At 43.6% G+C, this 25,513-nt stretch carries 23 protein-coding genes and 2 pseudogenes; 24 read left to right on the top strand and 1 reads right to left on the bottom strand.

The annotated features are described in order from the left end of the window. Positions 1-53 precede the first annotated feature (53 nt). The 5 genes from AM231_RS08970 to AM231_RS08955 all read left to right on the top strand — a co-directional run bounded on the left by AM231_RS08970 (position 54) and on the right by AM231_RS08955 (position 4,927). Positions 54-1,439 (top strand): ABC transporter substrate-binding protein, encoded by a 1,386-nt coding sequence (locus tag AM231_RS08970; RefSeq protein WP_054402319.1) that lies wholly within the window; start codon positions 54-56, stop codon positions 1,437-1,439. 132 nt (positions 1,440-1,571) lie between these two features. After that, entirely contained in the window at positions 1,572-2,567 is a 996-nt protein-coding gene (locus AM231_RS08965; RefSeq protein WP_054402318.1) for a LacI family DNA-binding transcriptional regulator, read from the top strand. A 406-nt stretch (positions 2,568-2,973) separates the two neighbouring features. Then, a complete protein-coding gene (locus tag AM231_RS29880; RefSeq protein ID WP_054402317.1) occupies positions 2,974-3,264 on the top strand; it encodes a hypothetical protein in 291 nt (96 codons plus the stop codon). Positions 3,265-3,352: 88 nt separating this feature from the next. Further along, positions 3,353-3,508, top strand: coding sequence for a hypothetical protein (locus AM231_RS29875; RefSeq protein WP_242615096.1), 156 nt, complete (start codon positions 3,353-3,355; stop codon positions 3,506-3,508). Positions 3,509-4,399: 891 nt separating this feature from the next. Beyond that, the gene (locus AM231_RS08955) at positions 4,400-4,927 is read left to right on the top strand and encodes a GNAT family N-acetyltransferase (protein ID WP_054402316.1); all 528 of its coding nucleotides are present in this window, start codon (positions 4,400-4,402) and stop codon (positions 4,925-4,927) included. A gap of 260 nt (positions 4,928-5,187) precedes the next feature. Here the strand turns inward: AM231_RS08955 and msrA are convergent, their stop codons facing one another. Then, a complete protein-coding gene (msrA, locus tag AM231_RS08950) occupies positions 5,188-5,706 on the bottom strand; it encodes a peptide-methionine (S)-S-oxide reductase MsrA (RefSeq protein WP_054403583.1) in 519 nt (172 codons plus the stop codon). Between msrA and AM231_RS08945 the strand changes: the two genes are divergently transcribed. The 19 genes and pseudogenes from AM231_RS08945 to AM231_RS30205 form a co-directional block, all read left to right on the top strand. Next, positions 5,666-6,463, top strand: coding sequence for an HAD family hydrolase (locus AM231_RS08945; RefSeq protein ID WP_054402315.1), 798 nt, complete (start codon positions 5,666-5,668; stop codon positions 6,461-6,463). The genes msrA and AM231_RS08945 overlap by 41 nt on opposite strands. Before the next feature lie 623 nt (positions 6,464-7,086). Further along, positions 7,087-7,296: a hypothetical protein gene (locus AM231_RS08940; protein WP_054402314.1), complete on the top strand. Its 210-nt coding sequence runs from the start codon at positions 7,087-7,089 to the stop codon at positions 7,294-7,296. A 169-nt stretch (positions 7,297-7,465) separates the two neighbouring features. Further along, positions 7,466-8,167 carry a lantibiotic protection ABC transporter ATP-binding protein gene (locus AM231_RS08935; protein ID WP_054403582.1) on the top strand — a complete coding sequence of 234 codons (702 nt, stop codon included), beginning with the start codon at positions 7,466-7,468 and terminating at the stop codon, positions 8,165-8,167. Continuing rightward, entirely contained in the window at positions 8,167-8,928 is a 762-nt protein-coding gene (locus AM231_RS08930; protein WP_054402313.1) for a lantibiotic immunity ABC transporter MutE/EpiE family permease subunit, read from the top strand. The genes AM231_RS08935 and AM231_RS08930 overlap by 1 nt, the downstream gene beginning before the upstream one ends. 2 nt (positions 8,929-8,930) lie before the next feature. After that, entirely contained in the window at positions 8,931-9,656 is a 726-nt protein-coding gene (locus tag AM231_RS08925) for a lantibiotic immunity ABC transporter MutG family permease subunit (protein WP_242615191.1), read from the top strand. Positions 9,657-9,673: 17 nt separating this feature from the next. Continuing rightward, the gene (locus tag AM231_RS08920) at positions 9,674-10,348 is read left to right on the top strand and encodes a response regulator transcription factor (RefSeq protein ID WP_054402311.1); all 675 of its coding nucleotides are present in this window, start codon (positions 9,674-9,676) and stop codon (positions 10,346-10,348) included. Beyond that, positions 10,324-11,655: a sensor histidine kinase gene (locus AM231_RS08915; protein ID WP_054402310.1), complete on the top strand. Its 1,332-nt coding sequence runs from the start codon at positions 10,324-10,326 to the stop codon at positions 11,653-11,655. Before AM231_RS08920 ends, AM231_RS08915 begins: the two co-directional genes overlap by 25 nt. Positions 11,656-12,109: 454 nt before the next feature. Beyond that, positions 12,110-12,550 (top strand): hypothetical protein, encoded by a 441-nt coding sequence (locus tag AM231_RS08910; protein WP_131724732.1) that lies wholly within the window; start codon positions 12,110-12,112, stop codon positions 12,548-12,550. A 30-nt stretch (positions 12,551-12,580) separates the two neighbouring features. After that, on the top strand, positions 12,581-12,997 hold the full coding sequence (locus tag AM231_RS08905; protein WP_054402308.1) for a phosphotransferase: 417 nt from the start codon (positions 12,581-12,583) through the stop codon (positions 12,995-12,997). Next, positions 12,998-13,501, top strand: a pseudogene (locus tag AM231_RS28065) (MBL fold metallo-hydrolase); the annotation flags it as partial. Between the two features lie 273 nt (positions 13,502-13,774). Further along, entirely contained in the window at positions 13,775-14,830 is a 1,056-nt protein-coding gene (locus AM231_RS08895) for an NAD(P)/FAD-dependent oxidoreductase (protein WP_054402306.1), read from the top strand. After that, positions 14,830-15,753, top strand: a complete 924-nt coding sequence (locus AM231_RS08890) for an ABC transporter substrate-binding protein (RefSeq protein WP_054402305.1) — start codon at positions 14,830-14,832, stop codon at positions 15,751-15,753. The genes AM231_RS08895 and AM231_RS08890 overlap by 1 nt, the downstream gene beginning before the upstream one ends. Positions 15,754-15,931: 178 nt before the next feature. Continuing rightward, on the top strand, positions 15,932-16,933 hold the full coding sequence (locus AM231_RS08885; RefSeq protein WP_054402304.1) for a FecCD family ABC transporter permease: 1,002 nt from the start codon (positions 15,932-15,934) through the stop codon (positions 16,931-16,933). Continuing rightward, on the top strand, positions 16,930-17,946 hold the full coding sequence (locus AM231_RS08880; protein WP_054402303.1) for a FecCD family ABC transporter permease: 1,017 nt from the start codon (positions 16,930-16,932) through the stop codon (positions 17,944-17,946). The genes AM231_RS08885 and AM231_RS08880 overlap by 4 nt, the downstream gene beginning before the upstream one ends. A 925-nt stretch (positions 17,947-18,871) precedes the next feature. Then, positions 18,872-20,239 (top strand): cytochrome ubiquinol oxidase subunit I, encoded by a 1,368-nt coding sequence (locus AM231_RS08875; RefSeq protein ID WP_054402302.1) that lies wholly within the window; start codon positions 18,872-18,874, stop codon positions 20,237-20,239. Further along, the gene (locus AM231_RS08870; protein ID WP_054402301.1) at positions 20,236-21,249 is read left to right on the top strand and encodes a cytochrome d ubiquinol oxidase subunit II; all 1,014 of its coding nucleotides are present in this window, start codon (positions 20,236-20,238) and stop codon (positions 21,247-21,249) included. Before AM231_RS08875 ends, AM231_RS08870 begins: the two co-directional genes overlap by 4 nt. Positions 21,250-21,317: 68 nt before the next feature. After that, the gene (gene cydD / locus AM231_RS08865) at positions 21,318-23,096 is read left to right on the top strand and encodes a thiol reductant ABC exporter subunit CydD (protein ID WP_054402300.1); all 1,779 of its coding nucleotides are present in this window, start codon (positions 21,318-21,320) and stop codon (positions 23,094-23,096) included. Continuing rightward, a complete protein-coding gene (cydC, locus tag AM231_RS08860; RefSeq protein ID WP_054402299.1) occupies positions 23,089-24,816 on the top strand; it encodes a thiol reductant ABC exporter subunit CydC in 1,728 nt (575 codons plus the stop codon). The genes cydD and cydC overlap by 8 nt, the downstream gene beginning before the upstream one ends. A gap of 314 nt (positions 24,817-25,130) precedes the next feature. Then, positions 25,131-25,223: pseudogene (locus tag AM231_RS30205) on the top strand (alpha-galactosidase); the annotation flags it as partial. Positions 25,224-25,513 lie beyond the last annotated feature (290 nt).

Raw genomic sequence — 25,513 nt, 5'->3', positions numbered from 1 at the left:
GACCCCGCCGCAGCGGCGGCAAACAAACTTGAGTATATGGGGGACTGTAGTTCATGAAAAATAGAAGGATTAAAAAGACCTATGCACTTCTGCTTGCGTTCAGCATGCTCGTCGTATTGGCATTGTCCGGCTGCACCGGCGGGAAATCAGCGGGAGAAGTGGCTCCCGAAGGCAAAGGCGACAGCGGCGGTTCTTCAGGCGAGCAAGTAACCATTACGCATTACACGATGGATTCGGAAGACCGGACTTTTATTGAAAAGCTGGTTCCGGACTTTGAAGCCAAGCACCCTAACATCAAGGTCCGAATAGAAAAGGCTCCTTACGAGCAGTTCGATAGCAAGCTGCAAACGCTGATCGCTGGCGGTAAATCACCTGACGTGACAAGCCATTATGGCTACGGCGGTTTTGCGGAATATTTCAACAAAGATATGCTGCTTGACATGAACGACATTATAAAGGAAGACGGTTTTAAGGCATCGGATTACAGCATCCCGGATGACCTCATGGACATCTATACCATCAAAGACCATGTATACGGGATTCCGGTCAATATGTATGTGACCCTCATGCTCTATAACAAAGACATGTTTGATGCTGCCAATGTTCCTTATCCTCCAAGCGATTACGAGGACAAGAGCTGGACGTTTGACAAAATGGTTGAAGAAGCCAAGAAAATGACGCATGTATCCGACGATATCGCTAAAACACAGTATGGCGTCGACTTCACATGGTCCGAACGCGATATGCGCCCGCTGTATTTCGGCGTTGAGCCCTATTCCCAGGATACCTGGACCAACGGCGGCGTGCCTTCGGAGACTCATTTTGATTCTCCTGAAGTGATTGCAACCTACAACAAACTGTTTGACCTGATTTTGAAGGATAAGGTTTCCCCGACGACGGAATGGAGTAAGAGCGTAGCCGGGCAAAATGGCGATGCATTCGTAACCGGCAAGGTTGGCATGACCGTCAGCGGCTCCTGGAGCCTTGCAGGCTCCAATGACTTCCCGTTCGAGGTCGGCGTGGCTGCAGTTCCTGCCGGCGGCAACGACAAGATCCGCAGCGTGCTGTTCGTCGATCCACTCTTTATTCTGAAAGGTTCCAAGCATCCGAAGGAAGCTTTTGAATGGATCAAATATCTGGTCAGCGAAGAAGTTCAGGAAAAATCCATTGACCTGAGCGGCGGCAATCCTCCTGTCAATACGAAGGCAGCCGAAGCTTATTACAAGCATTTTGAGGGCATCGATCCGGAAGATGTGAAAAAGGTTTATGAAGGCGCTGTGAAATACGGCTTTGAATCCTATAATCACTTGATCACCAACTACTCGCAAATCAATGACATGTTCATCAACGAAATGCAGCCGATCGATACCGGACACAAGACCGTTGAAGAAGTGATGCCAACGATTCAGAAAAAAGTCACGGAAATTATCAAACGTTAATGCAGACTATGGTACCGCCCCGAAAGGGGCGGTGCATCTGTTAATTTAGCTTCGCGGCCAGGCCTCCGTCCATGTATACTAGTGTTAAGCCAATGTAAACGTACGGAAAATCCGCCGCAAGGAGTATAAACAATGAAGGTTAGTATATTTGACGTAGCAAAAAAATCAGGCCTGTCCGTTGTAACGGTTTCACGTGTCATAAACGGTGCCGAATCTGTTCGAGAGAAAAACAGACAAAAGGTTCTGGAAGCCATCAAGGAGCTTGATTACCGTCCTAATGCTGCCGCTCGGAGTTTAGCCCGCGGTAAGACAGGGATTGTCGGTTTGATCGTGACCACCCTTCAGGACTCCTTCTTCGACGCTGTGGTCAAGGAGTTGAATGAAGTGCTGGCACTTCACGGTTATTTCCTGGCCATTTCGGTCTCTACGGGCATAGGCTCTGACGAAGCCCATTATCTGATTCAGGAAGACCGCGTGGACGGACTGATTCTGCTCTCGCCAATGGAAGAAGACAACTATATCGTGGAATTGAAACGACGCAATATCCCTTATGTCCTGATTGACAACCAGAAGCCAGATAATGACGCTTTTTCCGTCACCATAGACAACTACAAAGGCGGTTATACCGCAACGAAGCACCTGCTCGATCTCGGCCATACTTCCATTGCACATTTAAGCGGGCAGGATATGTTCCGCAGCACGAGGGAACGCCGCAGTGGCTTTCTACAGGCACTTAAGGAAGAGAGCATGGCGCCGTTCGAAATGATTACAGGTGATTTCGAAATCGACTTTGGCTATGATATCTGCCGCAAATGGCTGCAGGAAGGGCGACTTCCTTCCGCCGTATTCGCAGGTGATGACAATATCGCGCTCGGGGTCATGAACGCTCTTCTGGAAGAAGGCATCCGGGTTCCAGAACAGGTAGCCATTGTCGGCTATGACGATCAGTATATCTCATCTAAGCTGCGCCCCCATTTGACAACGGTCCGGCAGCCTACTGACCGGATTGGGCTTGCCGCAGCGGAAATGCTGCTGAAGCGTATGGATGGTACGATGAAACGTGGGGGCAATGTTCGGATTGACCCTGAACTTATCGTAAGAGAATCTACGGTTATACCTGCAGAATAGTCAGTTGTTTCATTCAAAGAAGAGTGTCTGCTCCCCGTATTTACGGGGACTTTTTCTTTTTTATCGAATGTACGAGTAGATGAGCATGCAGCTTCAAATACCATACATCGGTTAATAGATCAATGACTCGATAGAGTGATTTTCTTGTTTTTCACCGAGTTGTCGGAAAGATACGATTGTTTGTTGAACGAGAGGCTTTCGTGATTCATTTGAGACATTGCTTCGTTATAATAACGTTTAATTATCGGGTAATTATGGTTAGGGTCAATCCCGATCAACGAATGAACAGGGTTTGAAAGGAGGCAGTATCTCGTGGTTATAGATACGGTGCTGTGGAGCAAATGCAGAGTACAACGCCGAGAAGCTCGAGTCTCATGATCTCCCAGCAAAGACAATAGAGGTATGGATGAAGCGTGATGGAAAGAAGTATTATCTGCTGAATGAGAAGTACACGTCGATTATGTATTTGATGTCTATAACCATCCCTTTGAATATGTCGAAACAACTTCCAGGGTACGTGCTGGATGGGCGAATAACCGACCCGAATTCAGCCATCTCCGAATTGCAAATTCCGGGAATAAATGGGAGGGATCTCTCAAGGTATACGTTCTTTACACAAGACGGCGTTGAGTACATGAATCACAATGGGAGCATTTTAGTGAACGAGGATGCCGTGAAGCCTTCAAAACTTCGCTAAAAAATCAATCGTTACAATTCCGACCAACGGATACGCGCAATGGTATAAGATAAGCGACAAAGACAAGAGTAAGTCCATTAAGGTGAACATGTCCCCGAACGCTTCCTTCGCCGTTTATGATGCAAAGGGATCATGCACCTATTTTAGTGTCATTGGAGGGAAGGATCAGGTTGAACTACCTGCTGGAGGATCTATTGTTTTTGCCGGAGATGCCGGCACGAAGTTCGAGGTTTCCGCTCAGTAACTTCGCAATAGGTATCTAATAACAGTCCAAGATATAGTCCTGAGTGTAAAAATGAAGATTTCCTAGAAAAGTTGGATGAACTAAAAACATCCATAAAAAGTGCCTTGATTTATTCCAATAACATAAGAAGGTAGCTGATCATTATGATTGGCTGCCTTTGTTAAACTAATGGGCAGAAACTGTTTATCTAGCTGTTTTTAAAAGATAATATAAGTAAAAGCATAATAAAAAGTTGTCGAGGGACAAGAACATATCGGATATGGTGGAGGATCAGAGGCGAATTTTATACGAAACAAGCCTCACTGATGGATGGTCTTTGTAAGTAAGTGGAGCGCTTAAATTATTATCTAAATAAATGTCGGGTGACAAAAACATAGTAACATTAGAAGCTGCTGATTATGCGGTTTTTTTATTTATGTTATCAAGTTCTTGTCAAAACACAATGACAAGAACTTGATCACATTTCCGACAAATGACAAGAACATGGATACATTCCCGATATGATTTCATCGACGACGGCTAATAAAGATGATTAGACTCTTTTTTATTAAACTAACGGGCAGATTAGTTTAATAATCTATCGAAAAATAATGATGGTAATTTTCCTGTTTCACTTGCTATAATTCCATGAAATGGTTATAGAAATGGGGGATGGATTTAATGAATATTATGATTGTATGTACCGATAATTTTACTCGAAGCCTAAGAACGATATAACTCAATGGAAATAAAGTGATTTTTCAACTAACGGGCAGGCTACTGTCGCCTCCTCATTTTTATTAAACAAAAGGGCAGATTAGCGAAAAAAGACCAAACCCAAAATGCCCATTTGTGGTAACGTGTAAGTGTGGATACTTTTAATTCACAGATACTTTGAGAGAGGTTTTATTAATGAGTGATTTAAACACTGTTTATATCGAAACAGAAAGGCTGGTCGTCAGAACTTTTGACGAAAACGATTTTGAGCAATTTAAAAGGCTTTTGGATTTGTATGGAGGTTGGCAAATGCAGAAACCAAGAGCAAAAGAGTTTTTTGATTGGCACCTTTCTAATTATTATAAGATGGATATTATCACTGGAACATTATGCTTAGGTGTTTTTGAAAAGGAAACAGGTGCTATTCTTGGTCAAGTCGCTGCACAAACACATGATGACCTGAATGAACCTGAATTTGGCTATGGGATTCTCCCATGTGCAAGAGAGAAAGGGTACGCTAAGGAGGCTGCAAAAGGAACTCTTGAATGGATAGAGGAAAAGTACGATATTCCATATATCATTGGAACAGTTGCGATTGACAACATCCCGTCTCAAAAGGTTCTTGAATACTGTGGGTTCCAACTTGTTAATGAGCAAAATTTGCTAATTCATATGATGAATGAGCGACATGATTTTAAGTATTATCGGTATTATTTCAAATAGTCCTGAATTGTCGGGGGACAAGAACATGGTCCCATAGAAAGTCGCTAATTTAGCGGCTTATTTGTTTTATCGGTACAAGTTCTTGTCCCGAGCCAAGGACAAGAACTTGTACCGATTGCCGTAATGGACAAGAATATGTTCCGATTACTGAAATGTCAAAATTCCACGTTAATTCATTAAACTAACGGGAAACGGTAGCATAATCAAACCAAGGAAGCAAACGTGACATTAAAAGTTCACTTGTCTCAAGTTTTAGGTACTTACTCACTCCAGAATTTTTTGATAACTTCATCACGACCTGAGTAGATGCGAGATTCCTTATAGTAGTCAGGGTTTTTACGATGAAAGTTTTGATGGTACTCTTCTGCAGGATAGAATATAGAAGCCGCTTCAATGGCAGTCACAACGGGTTGGAGGAAACGTCCTGATTGATTCAGTTCTGCTTTCGATTTTTCTGCGAGTTCACGCTGTTCCTCAGTATGATATAAGATAACAGCACGGTACTGGCTCTTTCGATCGTTCCCTTGGCCGATAGAATCAGTCGGGTCAATCTGCGGCCAATATAACTCGAGTAGTTTTTCGTACGGAAAAATGTCCGCATCATACGTAATTTGCACAACTTCCAAATGTCCTGTTTCTCCGGTCAAAACTTGCTCATATGTGGGATTCTCAACAGAACCGCCCATGTAACCTGAAATGATGCCGTGAATACCCGGCAGCTCCTCGAAAGGACTAACCATGCACCAAAAACACCCTCCGGCAAAAGTTGCTTTTTCAATCAATGTATTCGCCCCATTTCCTGCTCATGATGTGATTAATTTTTATCATTATAATATTGAAAACAATTCAGGTCTAGGAAAATGTCATTTCCAGATTAGTATTAGCGGTCATCACTCCATTCTTCCTGAATATCTATGGTTAACATTTACGCAAGCGAGTATGGGTCTTATTAAAGAGTATCAGGCTACATATTTAATAGATGGTGATTGGGATTATGCTTATACAGGTGCGATGGATCATCCTATTTTGAATAACTTGGATACTTTGATAATCGCTAAGAAAATACCTATTGAGTTACTCGATAAGGTCGTTAAAGTACTTATTTTATCTGCTACAAATGCGGAAGAACTATCAGAAAAATTGGTTCCATTGGATGTTGTTATTCACAAACATAGCAACGAAAACTTAATTGATATTAGCCCTAAAAATATTCATAAATGGAGCGCTCTACAGAAAATAGGTACTACTGAGAAAGGGTTCATTGCGTTTGGAAATGATGCTAATGACATCAGCATGTTTAAAGAGGCTCGTTACTCAGTTCGAATTGGTAATCATGAAAAGCTAGGGAAATATGCGGATGAAACGATTTCTCTAGAAGGCGATTATGAACAAAAAATTATAGATAAGCTCGAAGAACTATCACATAAGTATTATAGCTTTACAGAACAGGAAAAGAAGCTTCTCATTAATGAGAAGCTTCTTTTTGCGATTAGTGTCGAGGGACAAGAACATGGTCCCATCGAAAGTCGCTATTAGCGGCTTTTTTTGTTTTATCGGTACAAGTTTTTGTCCCGAGCCGAGGACAAGAACATAGTCCGATTACCGATTAGATGAATAATCCCAATGCTACTTCATTAAGCTAACGGGAAGGATGACGTAACTAACGTCTTTATTATTTGATCGATTTGTATATTAAAGAGGATACAGCTCAATGAAGACATTTGAAGGCAGCCGGCTTTTTATGCGGTTGCCTTTTTCTTAACTAACGGGGAGGTTAGCGGAACGGTTTAACAATTTAACAAGATCTAATGTTCTTAGGAAAGCGGAGATTAGGAGGTGATGGTATCGCAGTTTGGAAGGAACCAATTGGAGCAGCTAGTCAGCAATAAAAGATGCTACGCAAATAACAACATTTCGAAGTAATTATTATTTGAAATACAAAAAAAGAGCCGCAACCGCGGCTCAAATAAATTAGAAATTAAGATGTAGTAATTGGTGCCCTAATAGGTGCCTACATTCCACGAGGCCCTATAAAAAGCAGCGGGGGCTGGACGATTTGAACATCCTTATGAAATCCATCTAAACCATGAGCACCCTAACAGGCGTGGGGGCGGACCTCGCACCTGCTATTTTTTTCACCGGAAAGGAGGGCTGGCTTTATGGCGACAACCCGGCTGATGCCCCGGCATATCGATGCCGGGCGCAGTATCCTCGCCACCATCGCGGAAAGCATAGACTATGGCAAGAACCCGAACAAGACGCGGGACGGTAAGCTGATTTCCTTCCACGAGTGTGGCCCCAGCACAGTGGCAGTGGAGTTCACGCTTATCAGGAGTAAAGGGCTCAGAGGGAGGTTCTGTTCAAACTGATTTCCCTCGGGTCCCTGGAATATGTACAAACGCATACCACAACTCTCAATATGCCTTGGTTCCGTCAGGTGTTCAACGCTGGCGCCTTATACCGTAGCCCTCTTCCTTATAAATTCCTTAAAAATGGCTGTTACCATAGTAGTAACAAATGAAAAGGAGTGAAGTTATGATGTATGACTATATAATAAAAACCAACAATGTTTCTAAAAAATTCAAAAAGACATATGCAATAAAAGATTTATCTATGTCTGTAAGAAAAAATTCTGTCTACGGTTTATTAGGACCTAATGGTGCTGGCAAATCAACATTCTTGAAGATGATTACAGGAATTATCAGACCAACTTCAGGTGAAATATTATTCAACAATCAGCCTTGGATGCGAAAAGATTTATTGAATATTGGTTCATTAATCGAATCACCTCCACTGTATGAGAATTTAACGGCATTTGAAAATTTAAAAGTGCGAGCAACTCTTTTGGGGATTTCAACAAATAAATGCAATGAAGTTTTACAAAAAATGGACTTAATGGATGCTAAAAATAAAAAGACATCCGATTTTTCGTTGGGAATGAAACAGAGGTTGGGTATCGCATTGGCGCTGTTGAATAACCCCAAATTATTAGTCTTAGATGAACCTACAAATGGGTTAGACCCTTTTGGTATTGAAGAATTAAGGAAAATGATTCGGACTTTTGCGGAGTCCGGGATATCTGTGATTATATCCAGTCATATTTTAAGCGAAGTAGAGCAAGTTGCCGATGACATAGGGATCATATACAATGGATCACTTTTGTATCAAGATAAAATTGATGCAAATGGAAACCTGGAACAACTGTTTATGGATATCATTAGACAGGAGCGTGTTTCCTGATGTTGCAAACTTATTTGAAAGCAGAAAACCTAAAATATAAGCGCTCTCTATTCAGAAAACTTATTATATTGATTCCGACAGCTTTAATTATGATATCTATGGTATTCATATTTATTGGTATTGGTTTAGGCGGTTTTTCAAGTGCTATGGTCAGCAATTGGAGTATGCCGATTGCATCTTTGTCCATAGTGATTTTATGTCATTTAGTAAATAACAAGGATCAAAAACACAAATACCGAACTATTTATAGTTTGCCCATCGACTTGAAGAAGACATTTATTTCTAAAACTATTTTGATAGCACTTAATCATTTGATCATATCATTATTCCTATCGCTTATCACTATTATCTCCGAAGGCGTATCGTCAGGTGTTTCAGTTGCAATTGGTCATACCGGATATTTTATTTTAGGATACTGCTTATTGTGGCTCTCTTTATTATGGCAGATTCCTTTCTGTTTATTTTTGGATCAAAAAATCGGATTTATTGGTTCTGTGATCATTAATTTGTTTGCTAGTGCGTTAGGTGGTTTGTTTTTTTCCTTGACGCCTTTGTTTTGGTTCTTCCCATATAGCTGGCCTGCAAAGTTTATGGTTACATGTTTTGGAGTCTTGCCAAACGGATTATTGGTCGAAGCCGATTCAAGATACATTTTGAATTTAGGAGAAAGCTCGTTGCTGGTATTGATTTCTGTGCTTGCTATGCTGATTCTTTCCGCCTTGTTTTCGCGCTGGTATAGAAGGCAGGTGTATCGCAATTGACGATGATAAGGGAGTTTTGTTCTAACTTTACCAAAATCAAACGAACTCCAATAATTTTATTGCACTTGTTACTGCCTATAGTGATTACAACATTATTTTTAATTTATTACGCTTTTGCTGGATACCATATTATTTCTGATGTGAGGTTATTTTTCGTTATATTACAAATAGGCTATCCGATTTTTGTTGGTATTGTTGTGCCAATTTTAATTCAATTAGATCGGAATATAAACAATATTCAAAATGCTCTAGGTTTAGTGGAGTCTCTAAGAGGTGTATATCTGGGGAAATTGTTCTTTCTACTATTTCTTTCAAGCATAAGTATCATAATATATGAGCTTTGTTTCTATATTGGAGTCAATTTGTTTTTAGATATCAGCGTAACGCACTTTGATTTATATCTTGACCTATTTTATATATTTTTATTTAGCAACTTATTTTTATATTTATTACACTTACCAATTGCTTTTAGGTTTGGTTCAAGTATTTCTGTTTTGTTAGGGATATCTGGTACAATTTTAGCGGGTTTCTTCGAAAATGCGATTGGTGATGAAATTTGGCCGATCATTCCTTGGGAATGGGGTGTTCGGTTTTTAAAAAATGCTTTTGACTTTTCAAGTGCCCCTATTTTTTGGGGGATTATTTCTCTGATTATGATTACTTCGATGATTCTAGTTTTATCAATACTATGGTTCAGTAGATGGGAAGGTAAAGTCATACAAGAGTAAAACAAGGGGGATAGGCTATGCCGAAACTGTTAGTGGTCGATGATGACCTTGATATGCTGGCCCTGGTGCGTGCTGCCCTGGAAAAGGACGGTCACCAGGTAGACACCGAAACGGATTCCACTACCGTGCAGCCCGCACGATGCCATCTGTATGACCTGCTGCTGCTCGATGTGATGATGCCCGTCGAGGATGGTTTTTCCCTTTGCAGCCGTATTCGTGCCGAGGTGGACTGCCCCATACTGTTCCTGACCGCCAAGGCGGAAGACGCGGCCCTTGTACAGGGCTTTGGCTTGGGCGCCGATGATTACATTAAAAAACCCTTCAGTATTGCGGAGCTGCGCGCACGGGTAAACGCCCATCTGCGGCGGGAGGTGCGGCAACCGACCCACACCCTAAGTCAAGGCGGTGTGCGCTTTGATATGCAGGCAAAAGTGGCCATCGCGGGCGAACACACACTGCCTTTTACCAAGGGTGAATACGCCATCTGTGAGCACCTGGTCCTGCACGCCGGACAGGTGTTTACCAAAGAACAATTATACGAAGCGGTTTTCGGCTTTGACGCCGAGGGCGATTCGTCGGCCGTTGCGGAGCACATCAAAAATATCCGCGCCAAGCTGAAAGCGGGCGGACTCAGCCCCATAGAAACCGTTTGGGGGGTAGGCTACAAATGGCGAAAAGACAGCGTTCGGTAAGCCTTTCTTTTGTGCTTTTACGCTTTGCCATCGTCATGCTTTGCTGTATGCTGTTATGTTGCCTGGTATGGTATTTCGTCATGGTGCGGTTTCAAAACACTGGCGTTACTTACCAGGGGGCCGTCTCCAACCAACAGGTGGAGCAAATGCTGGCCGGAGAGCCAACAACCTTTGTTTCTCCTGGTAATGATTTTCTGGCCGAATATGCTTTGTTTGGCCGGAACGGCGAAGTGTTGGAAAGCAACGTAGAGGGAAAGAAGCTGGAAGTCCTGGCCGGGTGTTTACAGGAGGACGCCAACAGCATAGATGTTTCGCGGCACACCTACGCGGATGGAAGCACCGTAATCCTTCGCTGGCATTTCAGGGCGGAGTTTGTCAATCCTGTACTGCGCGACATGCTTCCCCCCGCGGAATACCTGGGGCTGGCCACGCTTGTTGTGACATTGTTGCTTTGTCTGCTGTTCAACACCCTGTGGCTTCGTCGGCGCCTCGCCGGCAAGCTGAAGCTGTTCAGCGAGGTGAGCAAGAAGGTAGGCGCGCAGGAGCTGGATTTCACAATTCCCCACGCCGGCATACGGGAGTACGATCAGGCGCTCGATGCTATGGAGCATATGCGGGAGGCATTGTACAGATCCCTGTCATCCCAATGGGAGGCACAGCAAGAACGCGAGGCGGAAATGGCAGCACTCGCGCATGATTTAAAAACCCCACTCACCCTGGTTGGAGGCAACGCCGAGCTTCTGCTGGATGAAAAACTGCCTGAGAGCAGCCGCAAAATGGTGGAAACCATTGTGGTAAGCAACGATCGGGCCAAGCAGTATGTTGCCAGCCTGCTAGAAACCTCCACCGGTGCGAATGAGGCATTTGAAAACACCTGCCTGCCCACCATGTTTGACGAGCTTTGCCAGAGCATAATAGCTATTGCAGAAGCCAAGAGAGTTTGCCTGCAAACCCAAAATGGCCTGAAGGGTGCTGCGAGCATTCAGAAAGATCATTTACTTCGTGCCCTCGATAATGTGGTGAAGAATGCCATCGAGCATACACCGGCGGGGGGAAACGTGTATTTGGAAAGCAGCATGATAGATGGCGGCTGGCAAGTTACTGTGTGTGATGAAGGCCCCGGTTTTAGCAAGGCGGCGTTACACCATGCGACAGAGCGTCTATGGCGCGGAGATGCAGCGCGTGGCGCCGATGGACACAATGGCCTTGGCCTTTGGTTTGCAGCACAAGTAGCTAAAACGCACGCAGGACAACTAGAACTGCGCAACTGCGATTCTGGTGGGGTGGTTACAATGAAGTTCTGCTAAGCCGCCAGGAATTATTCGGAACACTTGAAAATATGAGAAGCTAGATTTGCCTAAGAGACCTACCATTGCTGACAAACAAAAATAGGGGTACCCAGTGTAGATAATAAAATCCGAGTATTGTATATCAACAATCCGAACATCAAATAATGCATCCGTGTTAACTGTCAATCATCCGGACGCAATGCTTATCAATTTATTTGTAGGGTTACTCGCGTATAAACCGAGTTCAGATGATGGTAGGGGTACAATGGGTGATATGTTCGGTGCTGTGTGAATGCCTTATTTTGTCGATGGACAAGAACATGAGCCGATTACCGATTAGATAAGTATCTAACTATGTTTCCATGCAATTCATTAAGCTAACGGGCAGGTTAGTAGAACAAGTTGTATAGAACTCTTTTTCACACTAAAGCTTAGAACTACGGTATAATTCGGTAAAGTATTAAATGAGTGGGTGAGTAACTTGACGTTAATAAATAATAATGTCCTAAAATTGGTACAAGAGACTGTGAAGAAATTTATAGATCCTAAAGCAGAAGTTTTAAGCATTGAAAGTAAGGCAATTAATATGGGATTACAAGCAGTTGAGTTAATGCGACATAGTGTACTAATAAAAATACTTGACGAAACCTCGAAGTTGTCTCTTGTTTCAAAACATGCTACCAGGATAGAACGGCTGATACTAACAAGGCTTTACTCACAAAAAGCAAGTGTGCCTTTTTCTCTGTCATATGGTTCTGAAATAGATGAAAGGTCTCTTATTTGTTTACAGGATGTTGATTATCAAACGGATTATAAAACTATAAATATTAGGTTGCTTCAGAAAAGTGAACCGAGTGCACTATCACATATTCACATCTCTAACTTTGGTCAAAGAAAAGAACTTTCATGGTAACCTGAGGTAGACAGCTTCCATATTGAAAAGATGATATACGAGCGGTGGAAACCCCAATGGCAAGCAGCTAAGGGGAACGAACAGTTTAGAGCCACCTTCGGAGAATACATACCTTTAGTGGAAGCTGTGGCAAATACGATTTCCGTGGATATACAATACGTAATAAAAGATGAGAGCAGTCAAACATTAATTCATAACGACCTTAATCCAGGAAACGTGTTAGTCCATAACAATACGGATGTAATTTTTATTGATTGGGAAGAAGCTAGGTATGGCTCTTTATTCCTAGACATTCCTCTTCGCTGCGGTACCTCGGAACAAATTGAGGAATATAGGGGGTTACTGGCTGCTAATACTATGGAGTTTGCAGATAATCATTTCAATCAAATGTATACAATCGCCTCTCGCTACTTAGGACTTAGGTATATGAGTAAACAAGTAGTGTGAACTCTTCAAGTATATTACTTTTCAGTCAATCAAGGCGACTCTACATTAATTCGCACACCAAAGAATGAATACATTCTCATCGATGGTGGTGACAACAAGGAAGGAAAGAATGTTGTGAAATATTTAAAGCACCTTGGCGTCACTACCTTAGATGCAATTGTGGCCACCCATCCTAACGCCGACCATATTGGCGATCTTGATGATGTATTGAATGCATTTAAGGTTAAAGAGGTCTACGCGCCAAAAGTATCGCATGCCACAGATACTTATAAGGATTTCTTGCTCGAGGTTAAAAGGAAAGGATTAACTATTAAGGTGCAAAGAAAGATGTCATTATTCCTATAAAAGGTGTATCAGCAAAATTTGTTGCTCCGGTTAAAACCTACGGTAACGATTTGAATGATTGGAGTGCAGTTCTGCGGGGTTACATATAAAAACAATTCCTTCCTGTTCACTGGTGATGCTGAGGATGCGTCCGAGAAAGATATGATTAGCAGTAAGAAGAAAGACACCGCCGGTGGTGGTGAATGTATGCTTTTAAAAGGGGGAGTTCACGCTGTAATAGCGTGAGCTTTTTTTGCTAGTTAGGATGTTCGACTCAATAGACGTATAAGCTCTCATCCCCCAAAACGGCTTAAAATGGACAGTTCGCCAGGTCATATATTTTTGTGATAGAAAACTGCACCTCTATTGACTAGAAATGTAACGCTATATATAATAAATGATATTGATAATCATTATCGATTATGACAATGAACATTAAGGATGTGTTAACAAGTGTCAAGAAGTCAGGAAGAACTTTATGATATTACTATCATTGGCGGAGGGCCAGCCGGGCTTTTCGCAGCGTTTTATGCAGGTTTGCGTGAAATGAAGACGAAAATCATTGAAGCGGATAGTAAGCTGGGTGGCAAGGTTCATGTTTATCCGCAAAAAATGATATGGGATGTTGGCGGAATGCCTCCTTTGACAGGCAGAGAATTAATTGAGCAATCCATTGAGCAAGGACTCACATTTAATCCAACCGTTGTATTGGATCAAGTCGTAACCAATATCGAAAAAGATGAAGATGGCTCTTTTTTACTTACTACCGCAACAGGAAGCACTCATTATTCCAAGACTGTCATTATTGCTATTGGAATGGGTGGCGTCATTAGCCATATGAAGCTTGAAGTGCCGCGAGCATCTGAATTCGAAGATAAAAACCTCTATTATAAGGTACTCGATGTAAATGACTTTAGAGGAAAGTCATTGCTTATATCGGGTGGCGGTCCGACCTCGATTGACTGGGGGAATGATTTATCCCCGATTGCGAAGAGTATTACTTTAATTTATCGCGGGGATCAAATGAGAGGGTTGGAAGCGAACAGGACGAAACTCATCAATAATGGTGTGGAGATACTCTATAATACCGAGATTCGTGAACTTAGAGGCAAGGATCATATTACCGAAGTAGCACTTTACAATAATAAGAAAGACGAGGTCTTTCAGATCGAAACTGATGCGGTGCTTGTCAATCACGGTTATCATAAGGACAATTTACTTTTTAGCGGGGAAGGGAAAAAGGTAGAACTGGAATTAGTCGATAATTTCTTTATCAAAAGTAGTTCTATGGGACATAGCGATGTACCCGGCGTTTATGGAGCTGGGGACTGTGTCTTATACGATGGCAAAGTGCAACTGATCGCTGGTGCCTATCAAGATGCAACAAATGCTGTAAATTGCGCAAAATTATATATTGAACCAGACGCTGGTAAAACCGCTTTAGTATCTTCACATAATGATATTTTGGATGAAAGAAACAAGAAATATTTATACGAGGAGAAAATATAATGAAAAAAACATCACTCCTTTTAATAAGCATCTTGCTTTTGATTTTTTTAGCGGCTTGCTCTAATAGTGAACAGGGAGCGACACAGAACGAATCGAGCGTAGGTAAAACCAAAACGTTCACTACAGACAGCGGGGATAAAGTAGAAGTACCTGTTAATCCGCAACGAATTGTCGTTCTTCATCCTGCATACGTAGGAGCTTTAATTAAGTTTGGGCATATGCCTGTGGGCGTATCTTATTATGTCGATCAAGATGAGGTGCTTAATAAAGCTACAGAAGGCATCGTACGGATCGATCCGGAAAAAGTTGAAAGTATAACGAATTTAAAACCGGACTTAATTATCGCCACCGCTACTGAGCCAAACTTAAATAAATATAAACAGATTGCCGCTACTGTAACCTTCGATTCCATGATTAGTACCTATAAAGATAATACACGATTACTTGGAGAACTGGTCGGGGAAGAAGAACAGGCACAATCTTGGTTAAAGGAATGGCAAGAGACAATGGCTCAAGATGCCGTTGAGTATGAAGGGCTGATAAAAGGCAAGACGCTCTCCATCTTTCAATCCTCTCCGAAAGGGCTAATATCGTTTAATACCGACTACGGCCGCGGTGGTGAAATACTGTATGACGGATATGGATTTGTACAACCTGAAGCATTGGCTGAAATTACAAAAGATCAATTTAATGTCACCTTGTCGAATGAAGATCTTCCGAAATATGTTGGTGATTTTATCATTTTGGCAACGATCGGGAATGAACCGGCGCCTGTTACGGATACGGCAGTATGGAAAAACTCCAAAGCGGTTCAAGAGGGCAAAGTCATTAAATTGGATTTATCCGTAACACGATATAATGACCCGATTTCATTAGAAGCTCAAAGAGATATTATAAAAGAGCAACTTGATAATATGAAATAAAAACTTAAAACCTTTTCATAAAGGATACTTTGTGAAAAGGTTTTATCTGTAATCTTTCAAAAGGAGAGAGTCCTATGATTCGACTTACAGGCCGCGGATTGTGCATTGCATACGGTCATAAAATGATCATTGAGGATCTGAATATTGATATCCCAGCGAAAAGGAAATATTCAAATCAATGAGATCAAAAAGATTGGCTCTAATTCATACCTTTCTCAAGTTTACCATTGCCGGTCTAATTATGATGGCCCTATTTTTATTGTCGGTCGTATTGGGTAGTGCCAATATTAATATTCCAACTATTTTTCAAGCTATCTTTGATTTTGACCCTTTGAATATAAATCATATGATTATTGTAGATATTCGTATCCCTAGAAATATAGGTGCTTTACTCGTTGGTATAGCACTTGCTGTTTCAGGAGCTGGAATTCAGAGTGTGACGAGAAACAGTCTTGCCGATCCTAGTTTAATTGGCTTGAGTTCGGGAGCTGCACTTACGCTTTCATTGACCTATGCGCTTTCGCCCTCGGTACCATTTTCGATTTTAATATTGACGAGTTTTGTAGGAGCCATAATAGGCGGAACGATGGTGATGATGATCGGGCGCTCAAGAAGGAATGGATTTAATCCAATCCGTCTCATTTTGGCAGGTGTTGCGGTTAGCGCGTTGCTTAGTGCAATAAGTCAGGCGGTTTCCCTTTATTTTAGGCTTAATCAATCATTAATTTTTTGGAGTGCCGGAGGCGTTTCTGGTACAACATGGGAGCAGCTATACATCGGCATGCCCGTAGTCATAATGGCTGTCATTATATTTTTCCTCATGAGCAGGCAATTAACGATTCTGAATTTAGGAGAATCCGTGGCACAAGGATTGGGGCAAAATGTTAAATTCACTCGAGTTGCAACTATAATTTTGAGTATGCTGCTCGCGGGAATTTCAGTAGCCATCGTGGGGCAAGTAGCTTTCGTAGGATTAATGATTCCGCATATCGCAAGATTTTTAGTTGGCACAGATTATAGAAGAGTTATCCCCTTATCAGCCATGTTGGGAGCGAGCCTCGTTGTCGGTGCGGATACGGTTGCACGTTTAATGGGAGAAGCGCCTGTCAGTGCAATTATTTCTTTTATAGGGGTTCCCTACTTTTTATACTTGATTAAAAAAGGGGGGAAACCGATATGACTAACCCTCGCTCGAAGAAATTGCAGTTGGTCATATTTATCATTTTTTCGATTCTTCTCTTTCTGGCTATCACCTGGAGAATCACGGCTGGCGATTATAAAATGGATATATATACGTTTTTTAAATCATTAATTGGGCAAGGCGAGTATACGGATCATTTAATCTTAATGAAATTTAGAATGCCTAGAATGATTATTGTTGTGCTGGCGGGTATGGCTCTAAGTCTCAGTGGGGCAGTTATCCAAAGCATTACAAAAAATCCATTGGCTGAACCGGGAATCCTCGGTATAAACGCCGGTGGGGGATTTGCTATTGCTGTACTCATCAGCATCGGGCAAGTAAATCCAAATACGTTTATTTACGTATTGCCGCTTGTCAGCGCAGTTGGCGGTGTATTGGCTGTAACGTTGATATTTCTATTGAGTTTTAATAAAGGAAGAGGAATAAGTCCAACGAGTATGATTTTAATCGGCGTGGGCATATCTACCGCTTTATCTGGCGGTTCGATTGCGATCATTCGAAAATTCAATGAAAGCCAGACAGAATTCATCTCTGCCTGGATGGCAGGCAGCATTTGGGGTGATGAATGGCCTTTTGTCATCGCCTTTCTTCCTTGGGTGATTACCATTATTCCGTTTTTGTTTTTGAAATCTAATGTATTGAATATTATCAATACGCATGATCAACTTGCGATAGGCTTGGGGGTAAACTTGAATGCAGAAAGAATAGTATTACTGATTTCCGCTGCTTTCTTGTCTTCAACCGCTGTTGCGGTCGTGGGTTCCATTGGGTTTGTCGGGTTAATGGGGCCACATATAGCTAAATCACTTGTTGGACCACGACATCAATTGTTCTTACCCATTGCCTTGTTGACAGGTGCTCTTTTACTTGTAGTTTCAGATACGATTGGTCAAACGATCATGTCCACAACAGCCATTCCTACCGGGATTGTTGTAGCCATTATTGGTGCGCCTTATTTCCTATTCCTGATGTATCGAACTAAATCGATATAACGCAGCAGCCTTACAGTCTTTCACCATTTCGGTGAAAGGCTGTTATTTGTCAATTATTCGTTGAGTAAATGCAAATGCCCCTCGTCAATGCACTTCATTCGAAGGCTCTTTCGCATGAAAAACGTTAAACAAAGGATCAATATACAATCCCACTACGTTTTGTTTGATATTATTTTTGTTTAAACCACGAGTTCCTTTTGTAAAGACATATAGCTCCGGTGTTATCGAGGCTAACATTTGACTGAGCACGCTAATGACAATCGTACCTCGCCGTAACACGCTTAAGCACCCCGTTATCGCTTCATTCACATTCATGAGAATCGAGCATGCTCTAGAAATCTTGGGTTCGGTCGAGGATGGAAATGCAGAGGCGTGTAGCCTTAGATAAAAATTAGCTATAAATGAAGCCATGCACATTCGTGTGCTAGATTAAGGATGATGTTTAAATGAAATTGAAGAACCTACCGGGTGGAAGAAACAGTGGACCAGAGGAGTACAAAACTCCTTGGTCCATTTTTGCGATTATGTTATTGCTCACTGTGATGTTTTTCACTAAGTTGTCAGAAAAGGTTGACCTTTTCTTGAACATTCAAGGACGAACATGTGTCAGTGATTGAATTCGTGGTGAACAAAGATATAATGACTTTACGATCAGGTTTCGCACTCGTACTTTTGTCTGCATTCAGTACCAGGTTAATACAGGCTCGTCAGATCTCTGTTCACTAGCGAAGGGCAGTATGACACAAGAATGTTGGCGTAGCCAATTTAGCACCTTGCTTTGTGAAAAAAATCTCTTTTTACATAGTTGAGATCGAGGGACACCTTATACCACCCGGGTATGGATTGCAGGGGAACGACGGGCAGGCCTGTTCAAAAGATTAATTTACCCCTGGATTAAACAGAAGTTTGAAAGGAGGCAGTATTTATGGAAATGGACACAGTACTGTGGAGCAGGCTGGTGACAGGTTTGACACTCGCATTCCACGTGATTTTTGCAACGATTGGCGTCGGTATACCATTAATGATCGCAATTGCAGAGTTCATCGGGATCCGCAAGAAAGATCCCCATTATACATTGATGGCGAAGAGGTGGGCGAGGGGATTTGTCATTACGGTTGCGGTTGGTGTCGTGACCGGTACAATCATCTCCCTGCAGCTGGCCCTGGTGTGGCCGAACTTTATGAAGATGGCTGGGAACGTCATCGCACTGCCGTTATTCATGGAAGTGTTCGCATTCTTTTTTGAAGCCATCTTTCTGGGCATTTATTTGTACACCTGGGATCGATTCAAAAACCCGTATATCCACTGGCTGCTGACGATTCCGATTGTGGTCGGGGCAGGCATGTCTGCTGTGTTTATTACGACGGTGAACGGATTTATGAACCAGCCTGAAGGCTTTGTCATGGAAGCAGGTCAATTCACAGCGGTTGATCCGGTGCAAGCGATGTTGAATACGGCCACGTTCTCCAAGGTATTCCATGTGTTAAGCTCGGCCTATTTGACAGGGGCGATTCTATTAGCCGGAATTGCAGCCTTTGCGATGCTGAGAAGGGGAGTTAAGGCTTATCACAAAAAAGCCTTGAACCTCATGATGGCCGTTGCTTTGTTGTTTGGCATGCTGAACACACTCGCTGGGGATGTATCCGCCAAGTTTTTGGCTGAGCATCAGCCGGAGAAGCTTGCAGCGGCAGAGTGGCATTTTGAGACGGAAAGTGGTGCGGACCTAATTCTAATGGGATGGCTGAATGCCGAGCATGAAATTCTGGGTGCCCTGCATCTGCCGAAATTCCTTAGCTTCCTGGCCTTTGGCGACTTTAACGCAGAGGTAACGGGGCTGGTGGAGTTCCCGCAGGAGGAATGGCCGCCACTTCTCGTGCATTACTTGTTTGATTTAATGGCAGGAATCGGATTTGCTCTCGTAGCGATTTCCTTACTTTATTTCCTTTTTAAGATTTGGAAAAAACGCAATGAGCTGAACAAATGGATGCTACGACTCATCGCACTCAGCACACCGCTCGCCTTTCTGGGTGTTGAGCTCGGCTGGTTTTATGCGGAAGTTGGGCGACAGCCATGGATTATCCGTGGAGTTATGCGTGTAGAGGAAGCCGCTACGACTTCACCGACGGTAAGAACTTTATTCTTCGTCTTCTTGCTCCTGTACATCTTACTTGGCATCATGTGTGTCATCGTGTTAAGACGCTTGTTCAACAATAAGCCGGCGGAAGTTGAGATGGAGAAATGGTTAAAAGAAAATCCTAATCAAACTATAGAAAAGGGGGATCCTGCACAATGAGTTACGAATTGATTGGCATCACGGTGCTCTGGCTGTTTTTGTACGGCTATTTAATTATAGCCTCGATTGATTTCGGAGCAGGCTTCTTCGCTTTCTATGCACGTTTGACGAAGCAGGATCATTTGATTAACCGTCTGATTTCCCGTTATTTATCACCCGTTTGGGAGATCACGAATGTATTTTTTGTTTTTTTCTATATTGGCATCGTCGGATTTTTTCCGGACACGGCCTATTATTATGGCTCCGCGCTGCTTGTACCAGCAAGCATAGCCGTGATACTGCTTGCCATTCGCGGCTCGTTCTATGCATTTGAAAATTACGGTTCCAAGAAAAGCCTTGTGTATCTATTTTTATACGGAGCTACAGGTTTACTTATTCCGGCTTCGTTATCCGTGGCGCTGACGATGTCTGAAGGCGGCTTTATTGTGAAGCAGGGTGAGACGGTTTCTCTGGATTACTGGGAGCTGTTTACCAATCCGTTATCCTGGAGCATCGTTGGACTCGCAATCGTATCCGTACTGTTCATTAGCGGAACATTTCTGACATTTTACGCTTCTCGGGCAGAGGATCACGCTGCTCTGAAGCTGATGCGAAACTATGCCCTATTCTGGAGCACACCGACGATTATTCTCGCATTGACAGCATTTATTTATTTGGGTCAACACAATGAACGGCATTTTCAAAATATGATGGATTTATGGTGGCTGCTCGGGCTTTCCGTTGCCTTCTTCATGATCGCCATGTGGCTGATATACAACGGACGCCGATACGGATTAGCTTTTATATGCGTCATGCTGCAATTTTTCACTGCTTTCTTCGCATACGGAATCGGGCACTACCCTTATATTCTGGATCCATACATCACGGTTCAGAGCAGCGCTACTACTCCAGCCATGGGCTTCGCGTTAGTTGCTGCATTTATTGGTGGTCTGTTCCTGTTAATCCCGTCCCTGATATTGGTCTTCAAATTATTCCTGTTTGATGCGGATTATGTAAAAGGAAAAAAATAAAGCGGTATTATCCATTACATCGTATATGAGATTTCATCTTAGGCCTGTATATAAAGGAGGAGAAAACTGTGAAAAGGAAATCCAGTCTGATTTCTCAGCAAATGTCTTCACAAAGAAAAAATACAGCTCTCCTCGCAGTCATTTCACTTGCGCTTGGTGCAGCTATTTTGAGTCAGGCTGGATTACTTGCTGAAGCAGTCCAGCGGGTTTTTGTGGAGCGTGCTACCTTTTCATCGGTTATCGCGCTGCTTGGCCTGCTTCTGATTGTTATGGTTGTACGCACACTGTTGTCATATGGAAACGGTAAAGTTGGACTGCGTATGGCTGCCACGGCCAAGACGAATATGCGAGCAGCCGTACTGCAGGACTTGACTCAAGCCTCCATGCCTTCAACCCTTCGTGGACAGACAGGAGGGAAGGTCAGTATTGCACTAGATGCGGTGGATGAGGCTGACAGTTATTTCAGTCAATACATGCCCCGTATGATGGAAGCGGCGATCATCCCGATTTTGATTCTGATTGTTACATTTACTGAGCATGCTAACACAGGTTTCATTATGCTGTTTACAGCCCCGTTCATCCCCTTGTTTATGATTTTGGTAGGGCTTAAAACGAAGAACAAATCCGAAGAAAAATATGCACAGCTGGCCGAGTTCTCTGGTACATTTCTGGATTCTCTTCAAGGACTGGTGACGCTAAAAATATTTGGACGTGCTCACCGTCAGCAGCAGGAAATTGAACGCAGCAGTCTGGGTTACCGAGATGCCACGATGGGCATTTTGAAGATTGTATTTACGAATACCTTCATGCTGGAGTCGATCGTGATGCTAAGTATCGGCATTGTCGCGCTCGAACTGGCTATCCAGCTGCTTGTTTTCAAATCGATGACATTCCACACCGCGTTTCTTGTTTTGCTGCTCGTTCCCGAGTTCTACAGCCTGTTAAAGAATACGGGAACCGCCTTTCACAGCGGTCGAACAAGTATGGGTGCTATTCATAAGGTGGAGCAGATGCTTGAGGAAACAGCAGGGAAGAGCGAGGACCTGAATAGCACTGAAGGTGCAGGTACATCCGATAAAATCGTCGAGATCGACAACATGCCGCCAATCATGGAACTGGACCATCTCCGGTTTCAATATGCGCGTGATTCTTTCGAGCTTAAGACTGGAGAGATCACGATGGGTCCGGGAGAGCACATTGCTATCGTTGGTAAAAGCGGCTCTGGCAAAACGACTTTGCTCCATCTCATTGCAGGTTTGCTGAAGCCAGCATCGGGAACGGTTCGGGTGAATGGAAGCCCACTCTCCCAATTCGATGAGAATGCATGGTTTAAGCATGTTAGCTACATTACACAGCACCCGTATATTTTTGCAGGCACATTGGCTGAGAATATTGCTATTGGTGCTGGTGGGAACATTACTAGTGCTGAAATAGAGCGGGCAGCGGAGGAAGCCGGGCTTGCTGCTCTTACAGCCCAATTGGAGCATGGACTGGGTACCTTTGTTGGTGAAGGAGGCAGGGGGCTATCTGGCGGGGAAAGACAGCGGCTTGCCTTGGCACGAGCCTTTTTGAAGCGGCCTGCCATCATTCTGTTTGATGAACCTACCGTTGGACTGGATTTGCACACCGAGCGCGTACTGCAACGCTCCATTGCCAAACTGGCAAAAACGGCTACGATGATTACGGTGGCTCATCGATTATATACTATTCAGCAAGCCGACAAGATTTTGTTCATGGATAATGGAGTGTTAGTGGACGCCGGACGGCATGATGAGCTTCTGGAGCGCCTGCCACAGTATGCCGAAATGATCGATATAGAGCGGAAAAGGGGGGAGCATCATGAATGAACTGGCTGTTCTGTCAAAGGCGATGATTCAGGAGCGAAAAGACATCTTGCTTTCGATTCTGGGTGGATTCATCGCAGGCATAGCGGGTGTGGCGCTCTTTTCCGCGAGCGGGTATCTAGTTTCGCAAACCGTATTTTCGCCACCGCTTTATACTTTGATTGTACTCACCTCGATGGTCAAACTGCTGGGTCTGCTTCGGGCGGCAAGCCGTTATGGAGAGCGCTTGTATTCTCACCGGGCGACGTTCTCGATGCTTAGTCGTTTGCGTACGTCCTTTTTTGCCAAACTTATTCCTTTAACACCTGGTATATTGAATAGAAATCGAAGCGGGGATCTGCTTGCGCGGATCGTTGGGGATGTGGAGAGCTTGCAAAATTATTTTTTGCGAGTGGCTTATCCCCCCATCATGGTCGTCATGGTGTTTTTGGCTACGGTGTTGTTTATCTCTGCCTTCTCGTTCTGGATTGCTCTTCTGTTTGTAATAGGCATGCTCGCAACGGCATTCGTTGTACCGGGCATTGTTTTGCTCGGGCAGCGGAGAATACATGGACGCGTTCGCGAGCAGCGGGCGCAGCTTTCCACGGAAGTCACCGAAGTACTGTATGGTTTCAGGGACTTGAAAGTATACGGGCAATTGGCACAGCGGGAGCAGCAGCTTCAGCAGGCTTCCGCTACATTGGCAGCTGAGCAGCAACGAGCAGCAGGGCACTTGCTCCGCGGGCAATCGATGCACGCTTTGGTTACGTTTCTCATTTCCTGGGGGGTGCTCGCGCTTGGAGCCTACTTAATTATGAGCGGAGCGCTTGCCGGTGTGTTTCTTGCTATGCTGGTCATGGCCTCGTTAACCGTGTTTGAAGAAGCGGCGGCCATGGCTACATTACCCGCGTATAAGGAGGATAGCGAACACGCAGCCAAACGACTGACGGAAACGGTTCAGCCCACCGACGTGCAGTCTTTGCGGCCAGGGGGCGCGTTGTCTCTTGATCAAGCCGTTTCGTTAGAGCTATCCGGGGTTACGTTTCAATATGAAGGGGAGTGGAGACCGGCGCTCAAGGATGTTTCCCTGCATATTTCACCCGGATCCAAAACAGCGATTGTCGGGCCGAGCGGGTCAGGAAAGTCAACGATTATCGAATTACTGCTCAAGCTGCGTACACCAACGGCTGGCGATATACGACTAAACGACGTTTCGGTAATGGAGCTTGAGGAGAAGAGCATTTGGGAAGCGGCTAATGTCGTGTTGCAGCAAAGTCATTTCTTCCGGGGAACGATCCGCGCTAACTTGCTGTTGGACGAGGAAGAACATTCTGACGAACAATTGTTGGATGTGCTGGCTAAAGTGCAGCTGCCAGATAAATCGTTGACCGATATGGTGTATGAAAAAGGGGAGAATCTATCGGATGGGGAGAAGCAGCGGCTGGCTCTGGCGCGAGCAATGCTCCGCCAAGGGCGGTTGTGGCTTCTGGACGAACCCACTTCATCGCTGGATTATGTGACAGAGCAACACATCATGAAGCATCTCTACGCACAGACGGCTCAAGATACACTTATTCTGATAAGTCATCGGCTTACCGGATTGGAAGAGATGGATCGAATTGTGGTCATGGACCAAGGCAAGGTCGTCGAAACAGGTTCCTATTCGGAGTTGATGGAGCAAAAAGGCTATTTTTATGAGATGAAGAAAATCGAGCGGCAAATGATCGGAGAAGCTGCAGTGTAGCGTAATAAGTAGAAAGCCCATTGATCAGGATTCAAGACCCGATCACTGGGCTTTGTTTTTATCGAAAACCGTCACTTGTCGAGGGACAAGAACATGGTCCCATTGAAAGTCGCTATTTGAGCGGCTTTTTTATGTTATCGGTACAAGTTCTTATCCCGAGCCAAGGACAAGAACTTGTACCGATTGCTGTAACAAGAACATAGTCCGATTACCGATTAGATGAATATCTAAGTAATCCCAATGCTACTTCATTAAGCAAACGGGCAGTATAGTTCGAAAACAGTATGGGCAATATTTGTGGGGCGAGGAGCCTAGAAAAAGCCGCGAAACATGGCGTTGAGCCTTTTGTCGTTGATGACGGCTGGTTCGGTAAGCGGGACGATGATACGGCCGGACTCGGCGATTGGCACGACTCATAGAGGCTTATGAAAAGCCCTTCAATTTACTGCGTTTAAAACCTTCAATTAATATTATGCATATAGAAATTGACTTAGAAAATGACGACTCCAGCCACTGCTGCTAAAAAAATAACAGCAAAGGGATGCACTTTATACTTGGTTACTCCAATAAGGCACCGGCGCTGATAATCAGGCTGCCTATCATAGGCCAGCTTAGTAAAGCTTCACTTCTCCCGCTAAATCCAAAGTGAATAGCCGCGTAAATAATCATGCCGGTGATAACTGGACGTAGTCCATAA

This window comes from Paenibacillus solani, from assembly GCF_001277345.1.
In the GTDB taxonomy this organism is placed as follows: Bacteria; Bacillota; Bacilli; order Paenibacillales; family Paenibacillaceae; genus Paenibacillus_AQ; species Paenibacillus_AQ solani.
The sequence above is the reverse complement of the archived record's forward strand: the minus strand, read 5'-3'. Positions and strand labels throughout refer to the sequence as shown.